The 20,136-nt window shown below is 57.2% G+C and carries 24 protein-coding genes; 16 read left to right on the top strand and 8 right to left on the bottom strand.

Annotated elements, in window-relative coordinates; translation table 11 throughout:
• The first annotated feature begins 79 nt into the window (after positions 1-79).
• The 9 genes from AB4090_RS07270 to AB4090_RS07230 all read left to right on the top strand — a co-directional run bounded on the left by AB4090_RS07270 (position 80) and on the right by AB4090_RS07230 (position 7,377).
• Entirely contained in the window at positions 80-1,264 is a 1,185-nt protein-coding gene (locus AB4090_RS07270) for an aminotransferase class I/II-fold pyridoxal phosphate-dependent enzyme (RefSeq protein ID WP_369573208.1), read from the top strand.
• Positions 1,261-2,004, top strand: coding sequence for an alpha/beta fold hydrolase (locus tag AB4090_RS07265; RefSeq protein ID WP_369573207.1), 744 nt, complete (start codon positions 1,261-1,263; stop codon positions 2,002-2,004). The genes AB4090_RS07270 and AB4090_RS07265 overlap by 4 nt, the downstream gene beginning before the upstream one ends.
• Positions 1,994-2,833 carry a malonyl-ACP O-methyltransferase BioC gene (gene bioC, locus AB4090_RS07260; RefSeq protein ID WP_369573206.1) on the top strand — a complete coding sequence of 280 codons (840 nt, stop codon included), beginning with the start codon at positions 1,994-1,996 and terminating at the stop codon, positions 2,831-2,833. The genes AB4090_RS07265 and bioC overlap by 11 nt, the downstream gene beginning before the upstream one ends.
• Entirely contained in the window at positions 2,833-3,471 is a 639-nt protein-coding gene (gene bioD / locus AB4090_RS07255; protein ID WP_369573205.1) for a dethiobiotin synthase, read from the top strand. The genes bioC and bioD overlap by 1 nt, the downstream gene beginning before the upstream one ends.
• An 88-nt stretch (positions 3,472-3,559) precedes the next feature.
• Entirely contained in the window at positions 3,560-4,417 is an 858-nt protein-coding gene (locus tag AB4090_RS07250; RefSeq protein WP_369573204.1) for a M48 family metalloprotease, read from the top strand.
• 81 nt (positions 4,418-4,498) lie between these two features.
• Complete coding sequence (gene fetB / locus AB4090_RS07245; protein ID WP_369573203.1) at positions 4,499-5,281, top strand: iron export ABC transporter permease subunit FetB; 783 nt, start codon at positions 4,499-4,501, stop codon at positions 5,279-5,281.
• Positions 5,278-5,931: a ribonuclease T gene (gene rnt / locus AB4090_RS07240; protein WP_369573202.1), complete on the top strand. Its 654-nt coding sequence runs from the start codon at positions 5,278-5,280 to the stop codon at positions 5,929-5,931. The genes fetB and rnt overlap by 4 nt, the downstream gene beginning before the upstream one ends.
• Positions 5,932-5,934: 3 nt before the next feature.
• Positions 5,935-6,954 (top strand): CDP-6-deoxy-delta-3,4-glucoseen reductase, encoded by a 1,020-nt coding sequence (locus tag AB4090_RS07235; RefSeq protein ID WP_369573201.1) that lies wholly within the window; start codon positions 5,935-5,937, stop codon positions 6,952-6,954.
• A gap of 60 nt (positions 6,955-7,014) precedes the next feature.
• Positions 7,015-7,377, top strand: coding sequence for a hypothetical protein (locus AB4090_RS07230; RefSeq protein WP_369573200.1), 363 nt, complete (start codon positions 7,015-7,017; stop codon positions 7,375-7,377).
• A gap of 64 nt (positions 7,378-7,441) precedes the next feature.
• Here the strand turns inward: AB4090_RS07230 and AB4090_RS07225 are convergent, their stop codons facing one another.
• Together AB4090_RS07225 and AB4090_RS07220 are read right to left on the bottom strand one after the other, a co-directional pair.
• The gene (locus AB4090_RS07225) at positions 7,442-7,729 is read right to left on the bottom strand and encodes a zinc ribbon domain-containing protein (RefSeq protein ID WP_369573199.1); all 288 of its coding nucleotides are present in this window, start codon (positions 7,727-7,729) and stop codon (positions 7,442-7,444) included.
• 11 nt (positions 7,730-7,740) lie between these two features.
• Complete coding sequence (locus AB4090_RS07220) at positions 7,741-8,676, bottom strand: hypothetical protein (protein WP_369573198.1); 936 nt, start codon at positions 8,674-8,676, stop codon at positions 7,741-7,743.
• Between the two features lie 150 nt (positions 8,677-8,826).
• Here AB4090_RS07220 and AB4090_RS07215 point away from each other — a divergent pair, with 150 nt between their 5' ends.
• Genes AB4090_RS07215 through AB4090_RS07205 form a run of 3 tightly spaced genes read left to right on the top strand, consistent with a single transcriptional unit; the run spans position 8,827 to position 11,021 of the window.
• Positions 8,827-9,462 (top strand): TetR/AcrR family transcriptional regulator, encoded by a 636-nt coding sequence (locus AB4090_RS07215; RefSeq protein WP_369573197.1) that lies wholly within the window; start codon positions 8,827-8,829, stop codon positions 9,460-9,462.
• Between the two features lie 12 nt (positions 9,463-9,474).
• A complete protein-coding gene (argB, locus tag AB4090_RS07210; protein WP_369573196.1) occupies positions 9,475-10,338 on the top strand; it encodes an acetylglutamate kinase in 864 nt (287 codons plus the stop codon).
• Positions 10,335-11,021 carry a pyrimidine 5'-nucleotidase gene (locus AB4090_RS07205; protein WP_369573195.1) on the top strand — a complete coding sequence of 229 codons (687 nt, stop codon included), beginning with the start codon at positions 10,335-10,337 and terminating at the stop codon, positions 11,019-11,021. The genes argB and AB4090_RS07205 overlap by 4 nt, the downstream gene beginning before the upstream one ends.
• A gap of 51 nt (positions 11,022-11,072) precedes the next feature.
• Here the strand turns inward: AB4090_RS07205 and AB4090_RS07200 are convergent, their stop codons facing one another.
• Complete coding sequence (locus tag AB4090_RS07200; RefSeq protein WP_369573194.1) at positions 11,073-12,086, bottom strand: efflux RND transporter periplasmic adaptor subunit; 1,014 nt, start codon at positions 12,084-12,086, stop codon at positions 11,073-11,075.
• On the opposite strand from AB4090_RS07200, the gene AB4090_RS07195 reads away from it, so the two are divergent.
• Positions 12,052-12,813 (top strand): acyloxyacyl hydrolase, encoded by a 762-nt coding sequence (locus tag AB4090_RS07195; RefSeq protein ID WP_369573193.1) that lies wholly within the window; start codon positions 12,052-12,054, stop codon positions 12,811-12,813. The genes AB4090_RS07200 and AB4090_RS07195 overlap by 35 nt on opposite strands.
• 23 nt (positions 12,814-12,836) lie before the next feature.
• Here the strand turns inward: AB4090_RS07195 and bioB are convergent, their stop codons facing one another.
• The 4 genes from bioB to AB4090_RS07175 are packed head-to-tail and all read right to left on the bottom strand — an operon-like array spanning position 12,837 to position 15,560.
• Positions 12,837-13,772 carry a biotin synthase BioB gene (bioB, locus tag AB4090_RS07190; RefSeq protein ID WP_369573192.1) on the bottom strand — a complete coding sequence of 312 codons (936 nt, stop codon included), beginning with the start codon at positions 13,770-13,772 and terminating at the stop codon, positions 12,837-12,839.
• 25 nt (positions 13,773-13,797) lie between these two features.
• Complete coding sequence (locus tag AB4090_RS07185) at positions 13,798-14,067, bottom strand: YggT family protein (protein ID WP_369573191.1); 270 nt, start codon at positions 14,065-14,067, stop codon at positions 13,798-13,800.
• Between the two features lie 2 nt (positions 14,068-14,069).
• Positions 14,070-14,894, bottom strand: a complete 825-nt coding sequence (proC, locus tag AB4090_RS07180; protein WP_369573190.1) for a pyrroline-5-carboxylate reductase — start codon at positions 14,892-14,894, stop codon at positions 14,070-14,072.
• Positions 14,895-15,560 (bottom strand): YggS family pyridoxal phosphate-dependent enzyme, encoded by a 666-nt coding sequence (locus AB4090_RS07175; protein ID WP_369573189.1) that lies wholly within the window; start codon positions 15,558-15,560, stop codon positions 14,895-14,897. It lies immediately after the preceding gene.
• 87 nt (positions 15,561-15,647) lie between these two features.
• Between AB4090_RS07175 and AB4090_RS07170 the strand changes: the two genes are divergently transcribed.
• From AB4090_RS07170 to AB4090_RS07160, 3 genes are read left to right on the top strand one after another with little or no spacing between them, the layout of a single operon-like run.
• Positions 15,648-16,697 (top strand): type IV pilus twitching motility protein PilT, encoded by a 1,050-nt coding sequence (locus AB4090_RS07170; RefSeq protein WP_369573310.1) that lies wholly within the window; start codon positions 15,648-15,650, stop codon positions 16,695-16,697.
• 14 nt (positions 16,698-16,711) lie between these two features.
• Positions 16,712-17,845: a PilT/PilU family type 4a pilus ATPase gene (locus AB4090_RS07165; protein WP_369573188.1), complete on the top strand. Its 1,134-nt coding sequence runs from the start codon at positions 16,712-16,714 to the stop codon at positions 17,843-17,845.
• On the top strand, positions 17,845-18,978 hold the full coding sequence (locus tag AB4090_RS07160; RefSeq protein WP_369573187.1) for a glycosyltransferase: 1,134 nt from the start codon (positions 17,845-17,847) through the stop codon (positions 18,976-18,978). The genes AB4090_RS07165 and AB4090_RS07160 overlap by 1 nt, the downstream gene beginning before the upstream one ends.
• On the opposite strand, the gene AB4090_RS07155 is transcribed toward AB4090_RS07160, so the two are convergent.
• Positions 18,969-20,111 carry an NAD(P)/FAD-dependent oxidoreductase gene (locus AB4090_RS07155; RefSeq protein ID WP_369573186.1) on the bottom strand — a complete coding sequence of 381 codons (1,143 nt, stop codon included), beginning with the start codon at positions 20,109-20,111 and terminating at the stop codon, positions 18,969-18,971. The two genes, AB4090_RS07160 and AB4090_RS07155, sit on opposite strands and share 10 nt — an antisense overlap.
• Positions 20,112-20,136 lie beyond the last annotated feature (25 nt).

The raw sequence follows: 20,136 nt of genomic DNA, 5'->3' as shown, positions 1-20,136 counted from the left end.
TCATACACCTCCTGATGTGTAGGGTACGCCGCCTTTCCGCGCGTTGACAAGGCGCGCCCGGTTCCCCTATACCGTGCCCATGTCCATACCAAGTACCTTGCAGACAGGTTGGGAAGAAGCGGTCGCGGTGCGGACCCGTGCCGGCCTGTTACGGCAAACGGAAGTGTTGCAGCCCCTGCCGGGATCGCGCCCGTGCTATCGGGACACGGCCGGGATGACGCTACTCTCCTTTGCCAGCAATGATTATTTGGGCCTGGCGCGGCATCCTGCCCTGCGCAGCGCGGCAATTGAGAGTCTGGAAGGAGGAGAGTATGGAGCGGGCGCCGCGCCCTTGCTCGGCGGCGTGCGCACGGAGCATGCGGCGCTGGCGCTGGCCCTGGCTGAATGGTTGGGGGTGGAAGAGGTCTTGCTCTTTGGTTCGGGTTATCTGGCCAATCTGGGCATCCTGACTGCTCTGGTCGAGGCCGGCGATCAGCTCTTTCTGGATCGTCTCGCCCACGCCTCGCTCATCGATGGCGCGCGGCTCAGTGGTGTCCGTTTTCAGCGTTTTCGTCACAACGATCTCGCCCATCTGGAGACCTTATTGCAAAAGCCAACCGCCGGTCGCGCCTGGATTGTGACAGAAGGTGTCTTCAGTATGGATGGTGATCTGGCACCTTTGCCGGAGCTTGCAGCCTTAGCTGAGCGTTATGGCGCTGGACTACTACTGGATGAGGCGCATGCCTTTGGCGTGCTGGGCGAACAGGGGCGAGGCAGTTTGGCACACTGGGGGCTGACTGCGGACGCAGTGACGCTGCGGGTGGGTACCCTGGGCAAGGCCTTCGGTTCTTATGGTGCCTTTGTTGCCGGGCCGCGTAGCCTCATGCGTTGGTTGCAGCAGGCAGCACGCAGCTATCTCTTCCATACTGCCTTGCCGGCAAATGTCGCTGCTGCCAGTCGCGCCGCTCTTGATCTCCTGCGGCAGGGGGAAGCCTTACGCAAACATCTGGGTGATCTGCGCGACACCCTGCAGACGGGGCTACAGGGACGGTCCTATCTGCCGAGTAGCACGCCCATCCAGGGCCTCATCCTGGGTGGCAATGACGCGGCCTTGCAGGCAGCGGCGCAACTGCGTGCTGCCGGTATGTACTGCCCGGCGGTACGACCGCCCACGGTACCCGCTGGCCAGGCACGACTACGCATCAGCCTGAGCGCCGCGCATGATCTGCACGATATCGAGGGTCTTCTGGCTGCCTTGCAGGGCGTGGACGGTAATGCGCGATGAGCGAGCGGCGTAACCTGGTTCTGCTGCATGGCTGGGGCATGGAAAGACGGGTATTCGCGCCGTGGTTGCCGATGCTGGCAGAGGATTTTACGGTGCATACCTGGGAGCTCCCTGGGCACGGCGCGCGCCCTTGCCCGGCAGAGGGCTGGCAGTGGGAGACAGAGCTCGATCTGTTACAAGCGCACCTGAGCGTTCTGGAAAGACCTATTCTCCTCGGCTGGTCCCTGGGTGGCCTCGTTAGTCTGGCTCTGGCGCTGCGCCCCCAGGCCCCGCTTTCTGGCTTGGTTTTGCTTGCTGGCTCGCCTTGCTTCCAGCAACGAGTGGACTGGCCTGCTGGCATTGCCCCGCAACTGCTCGACGACTTTGCTGCGGAGCTGACGCAGAATGCCCAGGGGCTGCGGCGACGTTTTTTCGCCTTACAGGTCTTGGGCGATCCCAACGCCCGCGGACGTATGCCGCAGGTCGATGACTGGCCGCTGCCAGATACGGCTTGTCTGCTGGCGGGCTTGCAATTTCTGCAGGACATTGATCTTCGCCCCGCTTTGCATGCTTTGGATATACCCGTGTTGCTGCTGCAGGGAGAAGGCGATCGTATTGTGCCGTCAGCGGCGGCGGAATATCTGCGGCGCGCCCTGCCGACGAGCGTGCTGCGCGTACTGCATTGCGGCCATGCCCCCTTCCTGAGCCAACCCGTGGCCTGCGCCCAAGCCCTGCGCGAGGTATTTCTTCATGCTCAATAAGCGTCTGGTGCGCCGACACTTTTCCCATGCCGCGCAAGACTACGAGGCGCTGGCCACCCTGCAGGACCAGGTAGGGCAAGAGATGCTTGAACGTCTGGATTTGCTGAAAATCGATCCACAATTTCTTCTCGACCTTGGTGCTGGCACCGGATTGCAGAGCCGACGCCTGAATCGTCGCTACCCGCGCGCCCGAATTCTGGCCATCGATCTTGCCCTACCGATGTTGCAAGAGGCGCGGCGGCGCAAGTCCTGGCGGCAGCGGCAGTGGTATTTGCAGGGCGATGCCGAGCAACTGCCCTTGCGCGACCAGTCGCTACAGATGATCTATTCCAACTTCGTTCTGCAATGGCTGCCCGACCCCATGCCCGCTTTGCGCGAAATGCGACGGGTATTGCAGCCAGAGGGCTTGTTGTTGTGCAGTTCTCTGGGCCCAGATAGCCTGCGCGAGCTGCGCCAGGCCTTCCGTGCCGTGGACAGTGAACCGCATGTGCATGAATTTCTCGATATGCACGTCTTGGGGGATGCCATGGTGCAGGCAGGCTTTGCCGATCCCGTGCTCGACGTCGAGCACTACGAACTGCACTACGATGATCTCGATGGTTTATTGCGTGATCTGCGCGGCATTGGTGCCGGTAATTCCCAGGCGCGGCAAGGGCTGTTCACGCCGCGCAAATTGCAGCGCTTGCGTGCCGCCTACGAGGAATTCCGCACCCCCGCCGGTAAGCTCCCACTGCATTATGAGGTGGTGCATGCCCACGCCTGGCGTGCTGCCGATCGCCCGGCGCAAGACTTTCAGCCACTACAATTCATTCCGCGGAGACGCGAGTAATGGCACAAGGCTATTTCATTACCGGGACCGACACCGAAGTGGGCAAAACGCGGGTCACCGTTGCCCTGGCCCGCGCCTTTGCTGCAAGCGGCGCCACGGTTGCCGCCCTCAAACCCTATGCCTCCGGGCGAGAAGCGAATGGTAGCTGGACAGATGTCGAGCAGTTACGGCTGGCCAGTCATCCACCGCTGGCGCAAAACGATTGCAATCTCTATCGCTTCGTGCCGCCGATCGCCCCGCACTGGGCAGCGCGGTTGGCGGGGCAAGAAATGGATCGTGTTGGTCTCACGGAATTTGTGCGCAAGCGTGCGCAAAAGGTCGATCGTATTCTGGTGGAAGGTGCGGGTGGCTTGCTCGTTCCCCTCGGAGAAGGCTGGGACACCCTTGATTGGGCCGAGGAACTGGGGCTGCCCATCATTTTGGTGGTAGGCTTGCGCCTTGGTGCCATCAATCATGCTCGCCTCACGGAGACTGTTATTCAGCAGCGTGCCGTACCCTATGCGGGTTGGATCGCGAATCACTGCCAGCAGCAGGTCGCCGCGGGCACCCTGGAGACTTTGCGCAATGTTTTGCGCGGATCTTTTCTCGGCGAGCTTCCATACGCAGCTACGGAATTTTCTATCGCTGCGCTTCCGTAACGATTCCATTCCGTCTACACTGGCCACAGATGCAAAAGGCGTTTCTGTCAACGCCGCCACGCCGCAAAAATAGAGATGGGAGCGCAAGATGGTGTGGATCAAGGCATTGCTGTGGCTATTGTTGAGCAATCTCCTCGTGACCGGCGGGATGGTGCTCATGGTCTATCTCGCCGCAGAGATACTCTCCGCGTGCTGTGCAATTTCTGTGGCTGCCCTACCCATCGTCTACTTGGCTCTCACGATCTTTTGCTTCGGCCTGTTCAGCGCCTTGTTTTCTTGGTTGCTGATGCCACAGGTGGTCAAACATTCGCTTGCGTTACAGCCGTTGATGGCAACGGAGCGAGAGGCATTTGCCAAGAAGATTGCCAGCAATCTTGCGCAACGATTGGGGATGCGCGAACCAGAACTCTACAGCTTTGCAGGCACGGGCCCGAATGCCTTGGTGCTCAGCCTTGGCCGGCAGCGGGCTTGGCTGCTCTTTTCCTCCAGCCTGCTGCAATCAGCCTCGGATGCAGAACTGCGCGCTGTGGTTGCCCATGAAATGGCCCATATTTACTCTGGTGACATGCTGAGCATGCAACTGTTGCAAGGGACGACCATTGTTTTTGCTTTTGCCTTTGCGCAGGTTCTGGCGACGCTCTTCCATGCGCAACAACCTATGCGGGCTCTTCTCATTCTTGTGTTGCAGGCGCTCTTTTTTCTCTTTTCCCTGCTTCCTATTGCCTGGTTTTCGCGACGGCGGGAGTATGCTGCAGATCGCTTTGCAGCAGAGCAATATGGCGTAGCAGGGATGCTTTCGCTGCTGCGCACGCATGCTGCTGTTCCGGCACATGATGCCTGCTGCGGACCGTTGGCCCCCCTCGCAACTTTTGGGGAAACGCGGGGGTTTTTTGCCAGTCATCCGATGGTAGAACAACGTATCGCAGCCCTGCAAAAGTTGGAATAACGTTGTTGCGCTGGCGCTGCAGAAAAGCCAAATAAAGCTTTTTTTGCTATAGTCCCAGCTCTTCCAATCTCTGAGAATTGCATGGGTTACGCTGCAACTGGCCTGTTCAGTCATTTTTCGCCCTGGGCAATTGCCGGGGTCTTTGGCCTGCTGGGCAGCGCTTGGGCCCTGTCTGCCTGGCAGCGGCTCGAAGTGGGGCGGGAATTGTGGTGGTCAGCACTGCGCGCTACTGTTCAGCTCGCAGCTATGGGCTTTGTCTTGGGTTGGCTGTTTCGCCAGCAGTCGCCACCCTTGCTCGTCCTGTTTCTGGCCCTGATGATTTTTGCTGCGGGGTTTTTCAATCGCAAACGTGGCGCCGGAATTCCGCACGCCTATTGGGTGGGAACTGTGAGCATCTTTATTGCTACCAGTGTCACCTTGGCGTGGATGCTGATTTCGGGTCTCGTCACCTGGAAAGGGCAATCGCTGGTGCCGATTGGCGGGATGATCATCGGCAACTCGATGAATGCCGTTTCCTTGGCGCTCAATCGGCTGCGCAGTGAGGTCGACCAGCGCGAGGATCTGCTCTTGGCCATGCTGGCTTTGGGTGCCACCGAGCGTCAGGCCATGCGCCAACTCTATGCCATGGTGGTGCGCAGTTCCCTGATTCCTACCCTAGATAGTCTGAAAAGTGTGGGCATGATCCACATTCCTGGCATTACTGCGGGGATGATCTTGGCCGGCATGGCGCCCCTGGCGGCAGTATCCATGCAGCTTGTGGTGATGCTCATGCTGACCGCCGCAGTTAGCCTGAGCGTCGCCAGCGCTGTGGTCTTGGCAGGACCACGGGCCCTGCGCTTTCCGGCTAGGGGGAGTCTCGCATGAGTGCGACGCCTATCGCCAAGCGCGTACGCGGCTTTTTGCCAGTAGTGGTGGATGTCGAAACCGCTGGCTTCGATTGCCAGCGGAATGCCCTACTGGAGATTGCGGCTGTAGTAATTGCTGGAGAGAGCGGCGAATTGCAGCCGGTGCAGACCCTGCACTACCACATACAACCATTTGCCGGATCTATCCTCGATCCACAAGCCTTGGCATTCAATGGCATTGATCCCGAACATCCCCTGCGTGGCGCGATTTCCGAGGCAGAAGCACTACGCGATTTGTTTCGGCAGTTGCGTACGCAGGTGCGTAGCCAGGGCTGCCGGCGCGCGGTTTTGGTCGGTCATAATGCCAATTTCGATCTCTCTTTTATCCACGCGGCAGCAGCACGGGAAAACCTCAAAAATAGTCCATTTCATCCCTTCAGCACCCTAGATACCGTAACCCTCGCCGCCCTCGCCCTGGGCGAAACGGTCCTCGCCAAGGCGGTGATGAGAGCGGGCCTGGAATGGGATGGAAAACAGGCGCACTCGGCGCTATATGATGCAGAGAGAACTGCCGCATTATTTTGTTGGATCTGGAACCGTTTTGATCGGAGCACGCTTTCGCCCTTTCATCCTCTTGCAGGGGCTACGACCCCTTCCCGACAGGAGTAGTTCATGACTTATCGTTTGCGCATCGAACCCAGTGGCCACGAGATGGATATCGAGGCCAATGAAACCATTCTTGAGGCGGCCCTGCGCCACGGTTATGCGTTGCCCTATAGTTGCCGCAGTGGTACCTGCGCCACCTGCAAAGGAAAGGTTTTGGAGGGCTCGGTAGATTATGGGGAAGTAGATGAAAAAATGCTGCCGGATGCAGAAATGGAAGCCGGTTTTGCCCTCTTTTGTCAGGCGACGCCATTAACCGATTTATCTATTGAGGCGCGGGAAGTGGGAGCGGCAGCCGGGATCGAGATCAAGACCCTGCCATCGCGGGTGGCGCGTATTGTCGACCTGGCGCCCGAGGTGCGGGCGCTCTTTTTGCAGTTGCCAAGCACGCAGGAGTTTCGTTTTTTGCCCGGACAGTATATCGATATTCTGCTCAAGGACGGCAGTCGACGTGGCTTTTCCTTGGCCAATATTCCCGGCCCTGGCGCGCAGCTGGAGCTGCACATCAAACATGTGCCAGGGGGACAATTTACGGGACACGTTTTCTCTACCATGAAAGAAAAAGATATTCTTCGCTTTGAGGGGCCGCTTGGTACTTTCTTTATCCGCGATGACTGGCCGCAACGTCCGCTGTTGTTGGCAGCAACGGGAACCGGGTTTGCGCCGATCAAGGGAATGCTGGAACAACTCTTTGCCAATGACGATACCCGAGATATTCATTTTTACTGGGGCGTGCGCTATCCCCAGGAATTTTATTATCAGGAATTGTTACAGCAATGGCAGGCGAAGCACGCGAGCTTTCATTTTCATCCCGTCGTTTCTCGTCCCGACGCATCGTGGGCGGGGAGAACGGGCTATATTACCGATGCCATCAGTGCAGACTTCCCGCAGCCAAACGATGTGGTTGCCTATCTCTGCGGACATCCAGATATGGTCTTCGACTTATCGGCACATTTGCAGCAGTCCGGTCTCGATTCTGAGTATGTATTTTCTGATGCATTTGTATTTGCGAAAAGTAAAATGAGCTGACATAATCACCGCCTATGGCGGAGCTGACGCCAAAGTTTTAGGTAATCGGGAGATCAGGAAATGGAAAAGCAGAAAAGACATCGGCGTACGGCGGAAGAGCGCTTGGCAGATTTGGAAGCAAAGCGTCAACAGATGGAAGCGCGTATGCGCGAACAAATGAGTAAGATTGAGGATCAGAAGCGCCGCTTGCAGGAAAATCCCAAGCTCAAGCGTGAGCGTGACGCGCAGCGGCGCATGCTGGTTGATCGGATCTCGCGTTTGGCCAATGGCTGGGAGGCGACGCAAATCCTTGCCGCAGTTGCCGAAGTGTATGAGAAAGTAAATGGTGACGAAGCAAAGATGAATGCGCTGCACCAGCGTGGTGAGGCTTTGATGCAGGAACTCAAGCCGCGTCGTGGACGTCGCCCGCGCAACAGTATTTAATCACGCGGTAATGCAGTGATAGAAAGGGCCTGCTAGCAAAGTAGGCCCTTCTCTTTTGGCCACGTTATTTCTTTCGCCAACGCGATAGGGTGGTGATCCGGTGCGCCATGTAGGCACGAATGTACCAAGGCTGATTTCGCTTGCGAAGTAACATGCGCGCGCGCTGTTGCATTTGACTGAGCTGAAGTTCTGGTTCTTTGAACTTGCCAGAGTCATAGCAAAAGCTACAAAATTCTTTGCTTATGCTACCATCAGCCTCTGTACCACCACCTTTTGGATCGAAGCAGCGAGGCATGCCGCAGCTCTGGCAACGTTGCTTTTCCAACTCCCACTGCCGTTTCAGTTTTTTCATTCAATCCTTCATTACAAGTCTTCTGGGGCTTCCAGTTCCAGGGCCTCCAGGTATAGGTGAGCCATACCCAACAGAAATACGACGTTGGGCAACAAAAAGGTGAGGGTGCCAGCTGCGAACCAGGACAAACGCTGGCCGATATGAGTCCAGTGAACAATGGGGGAGACCGTTAGCTGCCATTGCTGCGCGGCGACATTCAAATTGGGTAGCCAATCGAGAAATAGTGCTTCGCCACCGCCATGATCGAAGAGAACGTTGCCTAGGAATGGTGTTGCCGCCGCCAGGGTCAGGGCATAGCCGCCATACAGTACCATAATGATTACCAATGCTACTGCACTGCTCAATAGTCCGAGCAATAACATCATCAGCAGTACGGAGCCAGGTCGTTTACTGGCAATAGCAATGGTATGCCGCAACGCCTTTGCCACGCCCTCCCCGTGCCAGAGCGCTGGGCCGGATAAATTGAAGACAATAATGGCGAGAATGAGTAACGCTGCATTAAAGAGCACGGCCAAAGGAAAGAGTGGCACGACGAGGTACGGCCCGAACGCGGGTATACGGGTGAGACCGAAGGCCAGCATTTCGACAGCACCAATACCCAACAGTAACAGGCCCTCCATTATCACCAGTAATAGAAGACGCGGCCAGGCGCGCAGCGCAAAGCCGATGCTGCGCCAAATACCTGGGCTACGCTCACCGCGGGCATCAAATACCAATAAACGTCCCGCTGCCAAGTAGCCGATCAAAATCGCTAGCACGAACAGGACTGCGCCCAAAAGTGCGCTAGCTGTATCCTGACCCCAGGCATCCAGCCCTTCCCAAATGATTGCCCCAATCAGAATGCAGCCGCCATACACCACATTGGGGCGCCAGAGTGTGACGCCGCGTAAGGCCTGCAGCAGCAGGCTAAAAGAGAAATCACCGTGGCTATTTTGCTGATGAAACATTTGGCACCTTTCTATGAACGGCGACTAGAATAGCAAATGGCGAAGCCACGCGCATTGAACGGATGCGCATTGAACGGATGGCCTTACGCAGTATTACGATGCTAGACTGACTGACCGACGAGTCAGTATCGGGCGGTCACGGGAAACGGAATGGGAAATGACGCCAGCAGCGTATGCAGTGAAGGGGAAGGCTGCCGCAAGATTGTTGCAGCAGCGGAAAAGCTTTTTGCCGACCATGGCTTCGATGCCGTCTCCATGCATGCGATAGCGACAGATGCGGGCATCAGCAAGGCGAATATCTACCATTACTTTCCCAACAAAGATGCCCTCTATTTGGCGGTGTTGCAGAGTGCTGGGGCAAGCCTGCGCGCGCTCTTGCAGGAAGCGGTCGACAGTAGTGGCACCGCGAGTGAGGCCTTGCATCATTTTGCCGCCAATCACTTACAGCATCTGTTGGCACGCCCACGTTTGGTACGCCTCTTTTTGCGGGAGCTACTGGAAAAGGGGGAACCTCGCGCTCGCGATCTGGCGGATGCCGGCCTGGCCGACCTCTTCGCCAGTCTGGTGCAGATTTTACAAGTCGGCCAAGAACGGGGCGAATTGCGTAACGATTTTGATCCTGCCCTAGTAGCGACCATGTTACTCGGCGCCAACGTCATCTTTTTCCAATCGCGCGATTTGTTGCGACAATATCCCACAGTGCACTTCGTCGATCGCCCCGAGGACTATGACCGGGCGATGGTCGAGGTGCTATTACGCGGAATCCGCCAAAGTTCCAACGCATAGGATTTGCCTTCCATGACTACTGATCCCCGCCTGCAGGCCGAGTTTCTCATCGAGGCCTTGCCCTACATGCAACGCTTCCAGGGCAGCACCCTGGTGATCAAGTATGGCGGCAACGCCATGACCGAACCTGCCCTGCAAGAGCAGTTTGCTTATGACGTTACCCTGCTCAAGCAGGTGGGTATGAACCCCATCATCGTGCATGGTGGCGGTCCCCAGATCAACTCGCTCTTGGGACGCTTAGGTCTACCATCAAAGATGCTTGATGGTATGCGTGTCACCGACGACGCGACCATGGAAGTAGTAGAGATGGTCCTCGGTGGGCTGGTAAACAAGCAGATTGTGCAAGGAATTCAGCGCGCTGGTGGCAAGGCGGTGGGGTTGACGGGCAAGGATGGCAATCTGATCCAGGCGCGGAAACTAGATCGCGACGATGGTGTCGATTTGGGCTGGGTAGGCGAGGTGACGCGCGTGAATGCCGATCTCATCCGCTTTCTCGATTCTGGTGGCCTGATCCCGATCATTGCTCCCATTGGCGTCGGTATTGGCGGTGAATCCTATAACATCAATGCCGATCTTGTGGCTGGAGCTCTGGCGAGCACCTTGCATGCTGACAAATTTGTTCTCATGACCAATGTTGCTGGTGTGCTTGATCCTGACGGACAGCTCTATGAGCGTTTGCGCATTGCCGAGGTGCAGCAGTTAATGGGTAATGGCGTGATTAGCGGGGGCATGATCCCCAAGCTGCGTTGCTGCCTTGATGCCCTGGCTGGCGGAGTGCGTGCCGCGCACATTATAGACGGCCGCGTGCCGCACGCACTTCTGCTCGAGGTGTTTACCCGCCTTGGAGTCGGCACACTCATCTCGGACCTCGATTGAAAAAACGACGCGGACAACGGCGTGGGGCGCCACGCGCGGACGCCTTTCTGCCGCGCTTTCTTGGCCTGCGCCGGCGCCCCTGGCAGGTGTATCTCTTCGATCTTGATAACACCCTCTACGATGCCAATGTACACTGTTTTCCACAGATGCATCGCTATATGCATGCCTATCTGGAGGAAAGATTGGGTCTGGATCGTGCGGCAGCCGAGCTGGTGCGACAGCGCTATTGGCGTCGTTATGGCACGACCTTGGCAGGTTTGATGCGGCATCATGATACCGACCCGCAAGAATTTTTGCGTGCCATTCATCCTCCCGCCCTGGCCGCGAGCGTACCGGCGAATCCCCGGCTCGACCGCTGGCTGGCCAGCTTGGATGGTCCAGCATATATCTTCACCAACAGTGTTGCGGCGCATGCCGAGCGGGTGCTGGAACGCTTGCAGGTACGCCAGCACTTTTTGGGAATTTTTGATTTGCCAGCGGCAGATTTGCGTGGCAAGCCGGATGCCCAGGCTTATCGACGTTTATTGCGACTCTATGGGGTGCCTGCCTGCCACTGCCATTTCTTTGATGATAGCCGCGCCAATTTACATACTGCGCGCCTCCTTGGAATGCGTACTACCTGGGTTCATCCACGCCAGCGCCGGCGGGAGCAATGGGCGCAGCTACCGCCGCATCGAGAGTAAGTCGAAATTGAAGGCAAGCGCGACGCGCCTGCCTGTCGGATTTTTATGGCATCAAAAATACGGTTGCAGGAAGGTCACCCAACCAGGAATATTTTTTGTCGTCACGGTAACCGTGGCACTCGTGCCGATCCGCAGGGGTAGCTTGGTATCCGGGTTGAGTACTTCGATGCGCACCGGCACGCGCTGCGTGACCTTTACCCAGTTGCCAGTCGCATTTTCTGGGGGTAGTAGTGAAAAGGCATTTCCTGCCCCGCCGCTAATGCTCACTACCTTACCCTTGAAGCTATGGTTCGGGTACATGTCGACATTGATGCCTGCGTCCAGACCTGGGTGAATACGGTCAAGATCGGTTTCCTTATAATTGGCTTCGATCCAGTATGCTTGGTTGCCAATCAAAGGAAAAAGATCCTGATTGACCGACACCACATCACCGACATGAATCTTGTCTACCTTGCTGACGACTCCGGTGATGGAGGCGTAGATCGTCGTCTCGGACAGATCCAGCTTGGCCATACCCACGGCCGCCTGCGCCGCCGCTATGCGAGCCTTGTTGAGCGCTTCCTGGGCGGTGGCACCCGATACAGTGGCGCGGTTCGCCTGAATTTGCGCCTGGAACTCTGCTGCCTTGGTTTGTGCATTGTCTGCTGCCTGAACCGAGAGGTAGCGTTGGGCAGCCAAGCTCTTGGCGCGCTCGGCATTGCGCGCGGCGTTGGCATAGTTAATTTGGTTGGCTTGCATCTGTGCCTGTGCCGAGGCGATGTTGGCGGCAATGCTGGCGCGCTGACGCTGTGCTTGCGCGAGTTCAGCCTCGGCCTGCTGTAGCTTATACTGATAAGCGCGCGGATCAATCTTGAGCAGCGGCTGGCCTTGGTGAACGACCTGATTATCGCGCACATAGAGGGCTATCACATGCCCAGTTACGCGTGGGGCAACATTGACGACATGCGCATGCACATAGGCATCGTCGGTGCTCGGGTAGTAGTCGGAGATTTGGAAATAGGCGTAAGCGCCAAAGGCAACCACTGCAACAATGATGATCACCGCAAACCGTTTGATCCAACGCATAGCGATTTCCCTTCTCCCGCAGCAAAACGCAAGATACTACATTCCCGCCTGGGCAGCGTTACAAGGCACCAAAACCTTTGACGCAATTCGTAACAAAAGACATACTGACCGTTCGGTCGATAAGGTAGCGCATGGCGCGCCACTGGGCAAGTCATTTTTGTGTAGAGACAAGGAGCACAGAATGCGGTTATTTCGCATGAAGACATGGGTCATGGCCTCAGCCATGTTAGTGGTGGCACCGTTTGCCAGTGCAGAAGGATTGCACGTGATCCAGGGTGGGCCGGCCTACCTCAGCGCTGGCGTAGGTGTATTCAATGGGGTTGGGATTCACCCGATTGCTGGTCCCAATCCCCGCGTGCCGGAGATCAACGTCGAGTATCAGTCGGCATCGAAGCTCTTTGGCATCGGTGCGGCATGGGGCCTGATGGCCAACACCCGTGGCGGTTTTATGGGCTATACAGGTTTTTACTCTGATATTGCTTGGGATCGTTGGGTACTGACGCCGGTGCTTGGCTTTGGTGGTTATGACGCTGGCAATGGCAAGCAATTGGGGAGCCCTTTTGAATTTCGTCTGGAACTCGGTCTTGCCTATCAGTTTGCCAATGGGGGGCGCTTGGGGCTAAAAATCGCCCATATTTCGAATGCCTATATTGTTTCCCAAGACCCCGGCGAGAATGAGGCGTTAATTACCTACTCGTTTCCGCTCTCCTTCGGCGAACATTCCTGAGCTTGCCGTGCAGGCGGCCCTTATCAGACCGCCGCCTGCAAGCCGAGTTTGGCGAAGAGTGCAGCATCGTGGTCGCTGCTGGCGTTGTTGGTGGTGAGTAAGCGATCGCCCAAAAAGATACTATTGGCGCCAGCCAAAAAGGCCAGCGCTTGCAGACTATCACCCATCTTTTCCCGCCCCGCGGCCAAGCGCACATAACTGCTGGGGAACAGAATTCGCGCCACGGCAATCGTGCGCACAAATTCGATCTCATCAATTGGCGCGGCCTCGGCCAAAGGCGTGCCAGCGATGGGCACCAACGCATTGATAGGAATGCTTTCCGGGGCGGGCTCCAGGGCCGCGAGACTCTGCAGCAAACGGGCGCGGTCACGGCGACTCTCGCCCATGCCCAGTATTCCGCCACTGCAAACCTTGAGCCCCGCAGCGCGGACGGCAGCCAGGGTTTCCAGACGCTCCGCGTAGCCGCGGGTGTGGATCACCTGCCCATAGAATTCCGGCGAGGTGTCGAGATTATGATTGTAGTAATCCAAGCCCGCCACTTGCAGGCGCTCGGCCTGACCGGGCTTGAGCATCCCCAGGGTGACGCAGGTTTCCAGGCCCAACTCTTTCACCGCCTGCACCATTTCCGCCACCTTTTCCAGGTCACGTTCGTGTGGGCTGCGCCAAGCGGCACCCATGCAGAAGCGTTGCGCTCCCTGAGACTTCGCGGCTTGTGCTGCGGCTACCACTTCTGCCAAAGGCATCAATGGCGTCACGGGTAGCTTGGCTTCGTGATGTACGCTCTGGGCGCAGTAACCGCAGTCCTCGGGGCAGGCTCCGGTCTTAATCGAAAGCAGCGTGGAGCACTGCACGGCGTTGGCAGGAAAATGCTCGCGATGCACTTGTTGCGCGCGAAAAAGCAGATCGTTGAAGGGTAGGGCGAAGAGTTCGAGAATTTCTTCCAGAGTGGGCTGGGTCATGGTGTGGGTCCAAAAAGGTAAACGATTAGAAACTGCCGAAGAGTAAGCGTGGCAGGAGCATCTTGGCCGCCTCGATCAGCAACATGGCAACCAGGGGGCTGAGATCAATCCCGCCAAGGAGCGGCAGATGTTGCTGTAGCGGCCGCAGGATAGGGTCGGTCACGCGGTCGAGAAAACGCACTACGGGGTTATACGGGTTGGGTTGTACCCAGGACAGAATGGCGCGGATGAAAATTGCCCAGAACAGTAGCGTCAGGACAAATTCCAGCAGGCGATAGAGATCGAAAAGCAGCATGGTCAGAGTCCTTTTGCCAGATTGTCTGCCAATTCCTGACTGCGTTGGCTGGCGGCGTCGAGGGCGCGTTTGGCGAGGGGACGCAGATTTTCTTCCCAAGCGGCCAGGCCAGCCGCGGTGGTGCCGCCGGGGCTGGTCACCTGTTGGCGTAATAAAGCCGGTGCTAGCTCACTTTGCGCGGCCAGCTCTGCTGCCCCGCGCAGCGTGGCGATGGCCAGCCGCCGAGCCTGGTCGCGATAGAGTCCGCCAGCCACGGCGGCATCTTCCAAGGCCTCCAAGAACAAAAACACATAGGCAGGACCACTTCCTGCCAAGGCCGTAGCCATGTCCATACTCTCTTCGTCGGGCAGCCACTCGGCCAGTCCGGTACTCTGCACCAGCTTTTCCGCTTGTCCCTGATGTTCGGCAGTCACACCTGGGGCTGCACAGAGAGTGCTGGCACCAGCACCAATCTGTGTTGGTGTGTTGGGCATGACGCGCACGATGTCGATGTCTGGGACCAGTTGCTGCAAAGACGCGATGCGAATCCCTGCGGCCACCGATATCAGCAGCGCCTGTGCGGCGCGTAGTTCAGTCGCCCAAGCACTGAGCACAGCGCGCATCTGCTTGGGTTTTGCGGCATAGAAGACGATGGCACCCTGCGGCAGGGCGCAAGGTTCGGCATCTCGGCTCTGTATGCCAAAGTCTGCTGCCAGGGCGCTGCGGCGCTGGGGATGGGGGGCGTGTACTTGAATCCGCTCGGCCGGGAAACCGCCTTTACAGATACCGGCAATGAGGGCACGGGCCATGTTGCCGGCACCAAGAAAAACAATCTGCTGTTGTTGCAATCAATGCTCCTTGGGACGGGTGCCGAAGAGCACGGTCCCCAGTCGAATTTCCGTGGCCCCATGGGCCAGCGCCTCAGGATAGTCGCCTGAAGTGCCCATGGAAAGGGTGTCGACACGCTGGTTGGTAAATTGTTTCTGTAATTGTTTATATAATTCTGCCAGTTGCGCAAAGTTTTTTGGGGCTTGCTCAGGATTGGGATGGACTAGGGCCATGAGCCCGCGCAGCCGGAGATTGGTGCTGGCGACGATGGCTTCCGCTAGCATGGGAACATCGCTGGGGGCGCAGCCGCCCTTGCTCTCCTCGCCACTCGCGGCTACTTCGATCAGTACTTGTAATGGCGGGAGCCCTGTCCGCTCGCGATCCAGGCGTTGCACCAGAATCTCGCGGTCAACGCTCTCCACCCAATCGAAGTGCCGGGCAATCTCGCGCGTCTTATTGCGCTGTATGCGGCCGATGAAATGCCAGCAGATATCTTCGAGATCTGCCAACTCTACCATCTTGCCAAGGGCCTCCTGCACATAGTTTTCACCAAAATGGCGCAGATCTAATACGTGGGCAGCACGTATACGATCGGCGCTCACGTGTTTACTAACGGCAAGCAGGCGGGCCGGCGAATGCTCCTGGAGCTGTGCTTGTATGCTCTGCAAACGTTGCTGAAGGTCCATGAAGATCTCTTGGGCGGAATCGAGAAGCTCGTCTATATTACGGGCTTAACGCTAGTTTCCCAAACAAGGAAGTCGCAGATGAGCCAAATGGATGTGACCGATTTGCTCGGTTTTGCGGTAAAAAACAATGCCTCCGATATCCACATTTCTTCCGGCTTGCCACCGATGGTGCGTATCAATGGCGAAATTAAGCCGGTAAACGTGCCTCCCTTGAGCAAAGAGCTCGTGCATTCGATGATTTACGACATCATGAATGATGCCCAACGCAAATGGTATGAAGAGAACCTCGAGATCGATTTTGCGATCGAGGTTCCCCAGGTAGCACGCTTTCGTATCAATGCGTTTCAACAGGATCGCGGACCCGCGGCCGCGTTTCGTACGATTCCGGCCAAGGTCTTGAGCCTGGAGGAGTTGAATGCGCCAACGGTGTTCAAGGAAATCATCGATGTGCCACGGGGATTGGTTCTGGTGACGGGGCCAACTGGATCTGGTAAGTCTACTACCCTGGCGGCTATGGTGAACCATATCAACAACAATCGTCAGGATCACATCATTACCATTGAAGATCCGATCGAATTTTTGCACACACCGAACAAGTGCCTGATCAACCAGCGTGAAGTAGGGCCGAATACGAAATCCTTCGAAAATGCCCTGCGTTCGGCTTTGCGCGAAGACCCCGATGTGATTCTGGTGGGTGAATTGCGTGACTTGGAAACCATGCGTTTGGCCCTGACCGCGGCAGAAACGGGTCACGTAGTGTTTGGTACCCTGCATACCAGTTCCGCACCGAAGACTATTGATCGTATTATCGACTCCTTCCCTGGCGGCGAAAAGGATATGGTGCGCGCCATGCTTTCAGAGTCTTTACGCGCGGTGGTTGCGCAGACCCTTATCCCCACGGCGGATCATCGAGGCCGAGTGGCGGCGCATGAAATCATGATTGCCAATCCCGCGATCCGCAATTTGATTCGGGAAAACAAGGTGGCGCAGATGTATTCTGTCATCCAGACCGGCCAGAATCAGGGGATGCAGACCCTTGATCAATGTCTTGGCAATTTACTGCGCGCGCACAAGATCAGCCGCGACGACGCGCTACGTAGAGCGCAGAATAAAGACAGTTTTTCCAACGTCGCTTGATGGGAGAAAAATGAATGCCAGTGCTTGATGATCTGCTCCGTTTGATGGTCGAGAAAAATGGTTCTGATTTATATTTTACCGTCGGATCGCCGCCGGTAATCAAGATTGATGGGCGCGCCGTGCCGGTTGGCGATGAGCCCCTGAAACCGGGCCAAAGTCTGGCCTTGGCGAAAGAAATTTTGGGTCTTGAGCGTCTGCAGGACTTTCAACACGAAAAAGAAGCAAATCTCGCGTTGTCTCTCCCCGGCGTCGGCAGATTCCGCGTCAATGGGTTTTTTCAGAGAAACGAAATTTCCTTCGTTATTCGCGCCATCAAGACGCAGATTCCGACACTCGACCAATTGCATATGCCGCCGATTCTGAAAGAGCTGGCGATGACCTCACGCGGACTGGTGCTCTTCGTCGGCTCTACTGGCTCGGGAAAAAGTACCTCGCTTGCCTCCATGCTTCAGCATCGCAATGCCAGCTCGGCAGGGCATATTCTTACCATCGAAGATCCCATCGAGTATCTGCACAAAAATATCAAATCGATTGTCAATCAACGCGAAGTCGGTATTGACACGCGCAGTTACGAGAATGCCCTGGAAAATGCCTTGCGTGAGGCACCGGATGTGATTTTGATCGGCGAGGTGCGCAGCCGCGATACCATGGAGCATGCCGTCGCCTATGCGGAAACGGGTCATCTTTGTATGTCTACTTTGCATGCCAATAATGCCAATCAGGCCGTAGAACGTATCATTAACTTTTTCCCGGAAGAGCGTAAAAAACAGCTGTTGATGGACCTGTCACTGAACTTGAAAGCCGTGGTTTCGCAACGTCTTCTGCCCCTGAAGGGCAGGTCAGGGCGAATTGCAGCCATGGAGGTTTTGATCAATACGCCTACCATTGCTGATCTTATCTATCGCGGGGAAGTGGGGTTGTTGAAAGATGCAATGGCGCGACCCAATGATGTGGGGATGCAGACCTTTGATCAGTCTCTCGTGAAATTATACATGGACGGGCTGATCGAATATCAGGATGCCATCCGCGCCGCAGATTCGCAAAATGACCTGCGACTGGCGATCAAGATGGAGTGTATGAAGCGCGGCCTGGAGGATCCGGGTGCGAAAGCCGAGGCGACGAATTGGCGTATTAGTGGCGATACCTGATGCTGTTGGCCACTGCCGCCGCTGTTTTGTTTGCATGGCTGGTACTGTACCTGGCGCGCGGAGGATTCTGGCGCGCTGATCAACGCCTTCCTAGCAACGTGATGGCGGATTGGCCAGCCGTTACGGCAGTGGTACCGGCGCGTAATGAGGCAGAGGGGATTGCCGCTTGTGTGCGCGGGATTCTCACCCAGGACTATCCGGGAGACCTGCGCCTGCTGGTCATCGATGATCAAAGTGCGGATGGCACCGCCGAGCTGGCGCGTTCTGCGGCTATGGAACTTGGCGCCGCATCGCGTTTGACGGTTTTGTTAGGGCGAGAACTGCCCCCAGGATGGGCAGGCAAGGTCTGGGCCATGGCGCAGGGTGTGGAGGCCGCCGCTTCCGTTCCCTATCTTTGGTTTACCGATGGCGACATTGTGCACCAGCCGCAGGTTTTGCGCGCACTGGTTGCCAAAGCGGTAACGGAAAATCGGGTCTTGGTGTCCCTCATGGTGCGTTTGTCTTGCCAGACGATCTGGGAGCGCTGGCTGATTCCGCCCTTTCTCTTCTTCTTCCAAAAGCTCTATCCCTTTGCCTGGGTAAATGACCCGCAGCGCAAACTGGCGGGTGCCGCGGGCGGCTGCATGCTGGTAGCACGCGCGGCACTGGCGGCGAGTGGCGGCTTGCAGGCCATGTCCGGCGCCTTAATCGACGACTGCACACTGGCCGCGCAACTCCAGGCGCAGGGATCCATCTGGCTGGGCCTCGCTGACCATAGTTTTAGCCTGCGCCGGTATACGCATCTGGCGGAAATCTGGCAAATGGTGGTGCGCTCGGCCTACGTGCAGCTCGATTTTCGTCTGCCACGTTTGCTCGGTGCGACCTTGGGGATGCTATTTCTCTATCTGCTACCCTGGGTTCTTGTGATCGTTGGCTTGGCGAATGCGCAGCCTTGGGTGTGGGGCTTGGCCTTGATCAGCCTGTTACTCTCCTGGCGGATGTTTTGGCCGACCCTGCGTGACTACGGACTCTCTCCTCTCTGGGTCTTCAGTCTGCAGCCAGCAGCCTGGCTCTATACCCTGATGACCCTGGACTCCGCGCGCCGCCATTATCGCGGACGCGGTGGGGCCTGGAAGGGGCGTACTTACCCCTGAGAACGCGGACGGTAGGGGGCTAGGTAGCGCCACTCGAAGGCACGTTTGGCCAGATGCCACCAGGAACCCGGCACTATGCGCGCCATACTCGGTGAGCGATAGACCAAGTTACCGCCATCGAGGCTATCAACGATACAAATCAGTTCCTGGCGGAATTCCGTGTCTGCCGCTTGCCCTTGCACATGGCGCAGGGCATTGTGCACCGCGGTTTTCGCCTGCAGGTCGGCGCTGTGCCCCTGTTTGGGTAGCCAGTCAGGGGCGCCACTGTAGGAGGCCGCATCGCCCACCACATAGACGCCGGGCATGCCGGGAACCTGACAGTGATTGTCGGCTTGCAGAAAACCACCAGAAGAAAGCGGCAGGGCGCTATTGGCAGCAAAGGCCGGACCGGTCATGCCGGGCATGAAGAGGATCAGATCGGCATCGATGTTGCCGCCTTCAGTATGTACCTGCTGGGCGTCGAAGCCAGTGATTTTGTGTCCCAAGTGGGCATGAATCTGGCGTTTTTCCATTTCCGCCAGAAGCCCAGCGACGGCATCCGCGCCGAGGCGGTTGCCGGGCTCGCGCATGGGGTTGAAGAAGGTCAGGGTGAATTTTTCGCGCGTACCCTGACGCCGCAGGTAGGTGTCGATGCCAAAGAGCAGCTCAAAGATGGGCCCGCCGCGCACGGCGCTGGGCTCCTGCGGGTTGCCAGCAAAGCCAAAGGCGATGTTGCCGCTTTGCATGGCGTGGAGGCGCTCCCGAATCTGCTGCGCGGTTTCGATGCCGTCGCAGATCGCGAGGCTGTGCTCGATCCCTGGCAGCTTGCGCAGCCCGCGTCCACCGGAGGCAATGATGAGGGCATCCTGGTCCAGACTGGCGCCGGATTCCAGTTGCACGCGTCCTTCTTTGTCAATGGATTGCACCATGCCCGGTATAAATTCCACCTTTTGCCGTGTAAAGAAATCTCGCAAATCGATACGCAGGTCGTCTCCCTGGCGCAGCCCGGTGGGCACCCAGATCAGGCTGGGGTAATAGATGAACTCCGGCTTGGGAGCGACGAGGCGAATCTGCGCGTCCGGGGCCTGCCGGCGCAGTTCGCGTACCGCCGTCAGGCCGCCAAAACCGCTACCAATGATCGTAAATTGCGCCATACTCATTCCTCCTTGTGTTCTTATC

The organism is Acidithiobacillus sp. IBUN Pt1247-S3, from assembly GCF_041146875.1.
GTDB lineage: Bacteria > Pseudomonadota > Gammaproteobacteria > Acidithiobacillales > Acidithiobacillaceae > Igneacidithiobacillus.
Note: the sequence above shows the minus strand (reverse complement) of the source record. Positions and strands in the feature narration are given on the sequence as shown.

What these genes read in the sequence shown, in the direction of transcription:
- AB4090_RS07225 (WP_369573199.1), bottom strand. Translation starts at nt 7,729, where the DNA reads ATGAAAAAACTGAAACGGCAGTGGGAGTTGGAAAAGCAACGTTGCCAG.
- AB4090_RS07170 (WP_369573310.1), top strand. Translation starts at nt 15,648, where the DNA reads ATGGATGTGACCGATTTGCTCGGTTTTGCGGTAAAAAACAATGCCTCC.
- bioC (WP_369573206.1), top strand. Translation starts at nt 1,994, where the DNA reads ATGCTCAATAAGCGTCTGGTGCGCCGACACTTTTCCCATGCCGCGCAA.
- AB4090_RS07250 (WP_369573204.1), top strand. Translation starts at nt 3,560, where the DNA reads ATGGTGTGGATCAAGGCATTGCTGTGGCTATTGTTGAGCAATCTCCTC.
- AB4090_RS07175 (WP_369573189.1), bottom strand. Translation starts at nt 15,560, where the DNA reads ATGGACCTTCAGCAACGTTTGCAGAGCATACAAGCACAGCTCCAGGAG.
- AB4090_RS07195 (WP_369573193.1), top strand. Translation starts at nt 12,052, where the DNA reads ATGATGATCACCGCAAACCGTTTGATCCAACGCATAGCGATTTCCCTT.
- AB4090_RS07165 (WP_369573188.1), top strand. Translation starts at nt 16,712, where the DNA reads ATGCCAGTGCTTGATGATCTGCTCCGTTTGATGGTCGAGAAAAATGGT.
- AB4090_RS07270 (WP_369573208.1), top strand. Translation starts at nt 80, where the DNA reads ATGTCCATACCAAGTACCTTGCAGACAGGTTGGGAAGAAGCGGTCGCG.
- bioD (WP_369573205.1), top strand. Translation starts at nt 2,833, where the DNA reads ATGGCACAAGGCTATTTCATTACCGGGACCGACACCGAAGTGGGCAAA.
- AB4090_RS07230 (WP_369573200.1), top strand. Translation starts at nt 7,015, where the DNA reads ATGGAAAAGCAGAAAAGACATCGGCGTACGGCGGAAGAGCGCTTGGCA.
- AB4090_RS07200 (WP_369573194.1), bottom strand. Translation starts at nt 12,086, where the DNA reads ATGCGTTGGATCAAACGGTTTGCGGTGATCATCATTGTTGCAGTGGTT.
- AB4090_RS07220 (WP_369573198.1), bottom strand. Translation starts at nt 8,676, where the DNA reads ATGTTTCATCAGCAAAATAGCCACGGTGATTTCTCTTTTAGCCTGCTG.
- bioB (WP_369573192.1), bottom strand. Translation starts at nt 13,772, where the DNA reads ATGACCCAGCCCACTCTGGAAGAAATTCTCGAACTCTTCGCCCTACCC.
- AB4090_RS07155 (WP_369573186.1), bottom strand. Translation starts at nt 20,111, where the DNA reads ATGGCGCAATTTACGATCATTGGTAGCGGTTTTGGCGGCCTGACGGCG.
- AB4090_RS07185 (WP_369573191.1), bottom strand. Translation starts at nt 14,067, where the DNA reads ATGCTGCTTTTCGATCTCTATCGCCTGCTGGAATTTGTCCTGACGCTA.
- fetB (WP_369573203.1), top strand. Translation starts at nt 4,499, where the DNA reads ATGGGTTACGCTGCAACTGGCCTGTTCAGTCATTTTTCGCCCTGGGCA.
- argB (WP_369573196.1), top strand. Translation starts at nt 9,475, where the DNA reads ATGACTACTGATCCCCGCCTGCAGGCCGAGTTTCTCATCGAGGCCTTG.
- AB4090_RS07235 (WP_369573201.1), top strand. Translation starts at nt 5,935, where the DNA reads ATGACTTATCGTTTGCGCATCGAACCCAGTGGCCACGAGATGGATATC.
- rnt (WP_369573202.1), top strand. Translation starts at nt 5,278, where the DNA reads ATGAGTGCGACGCCTATCGCCAAGCGCGTACGCGGCTTTTTGCCAGTA.
- AB4090_RS07265 (WP_369573207.1), top strand. Translation starts at nt 1,261, where the DNA reads ATGAGCGAGCGGCGTAACCTGGTTCTGCTGCATGGCTGGGGCATGGAA.
- AB4090_RS07215 (WP_369573197.1), top strand. Translation starts at nt 8,827, where the DNA reads ATGGGAAATGACGCCAGCAGCGTATGCAGTGAAGGGGAAGGCTGCCGC.
- AB4090_RS07160 (WP_369573187.1), top strand. Translation starts at nt 17,845, where the DNA reads ATGCTGTTGGCCACTGCCGCCGCTGTTTTGTTTGCATGGCTGGTACTG.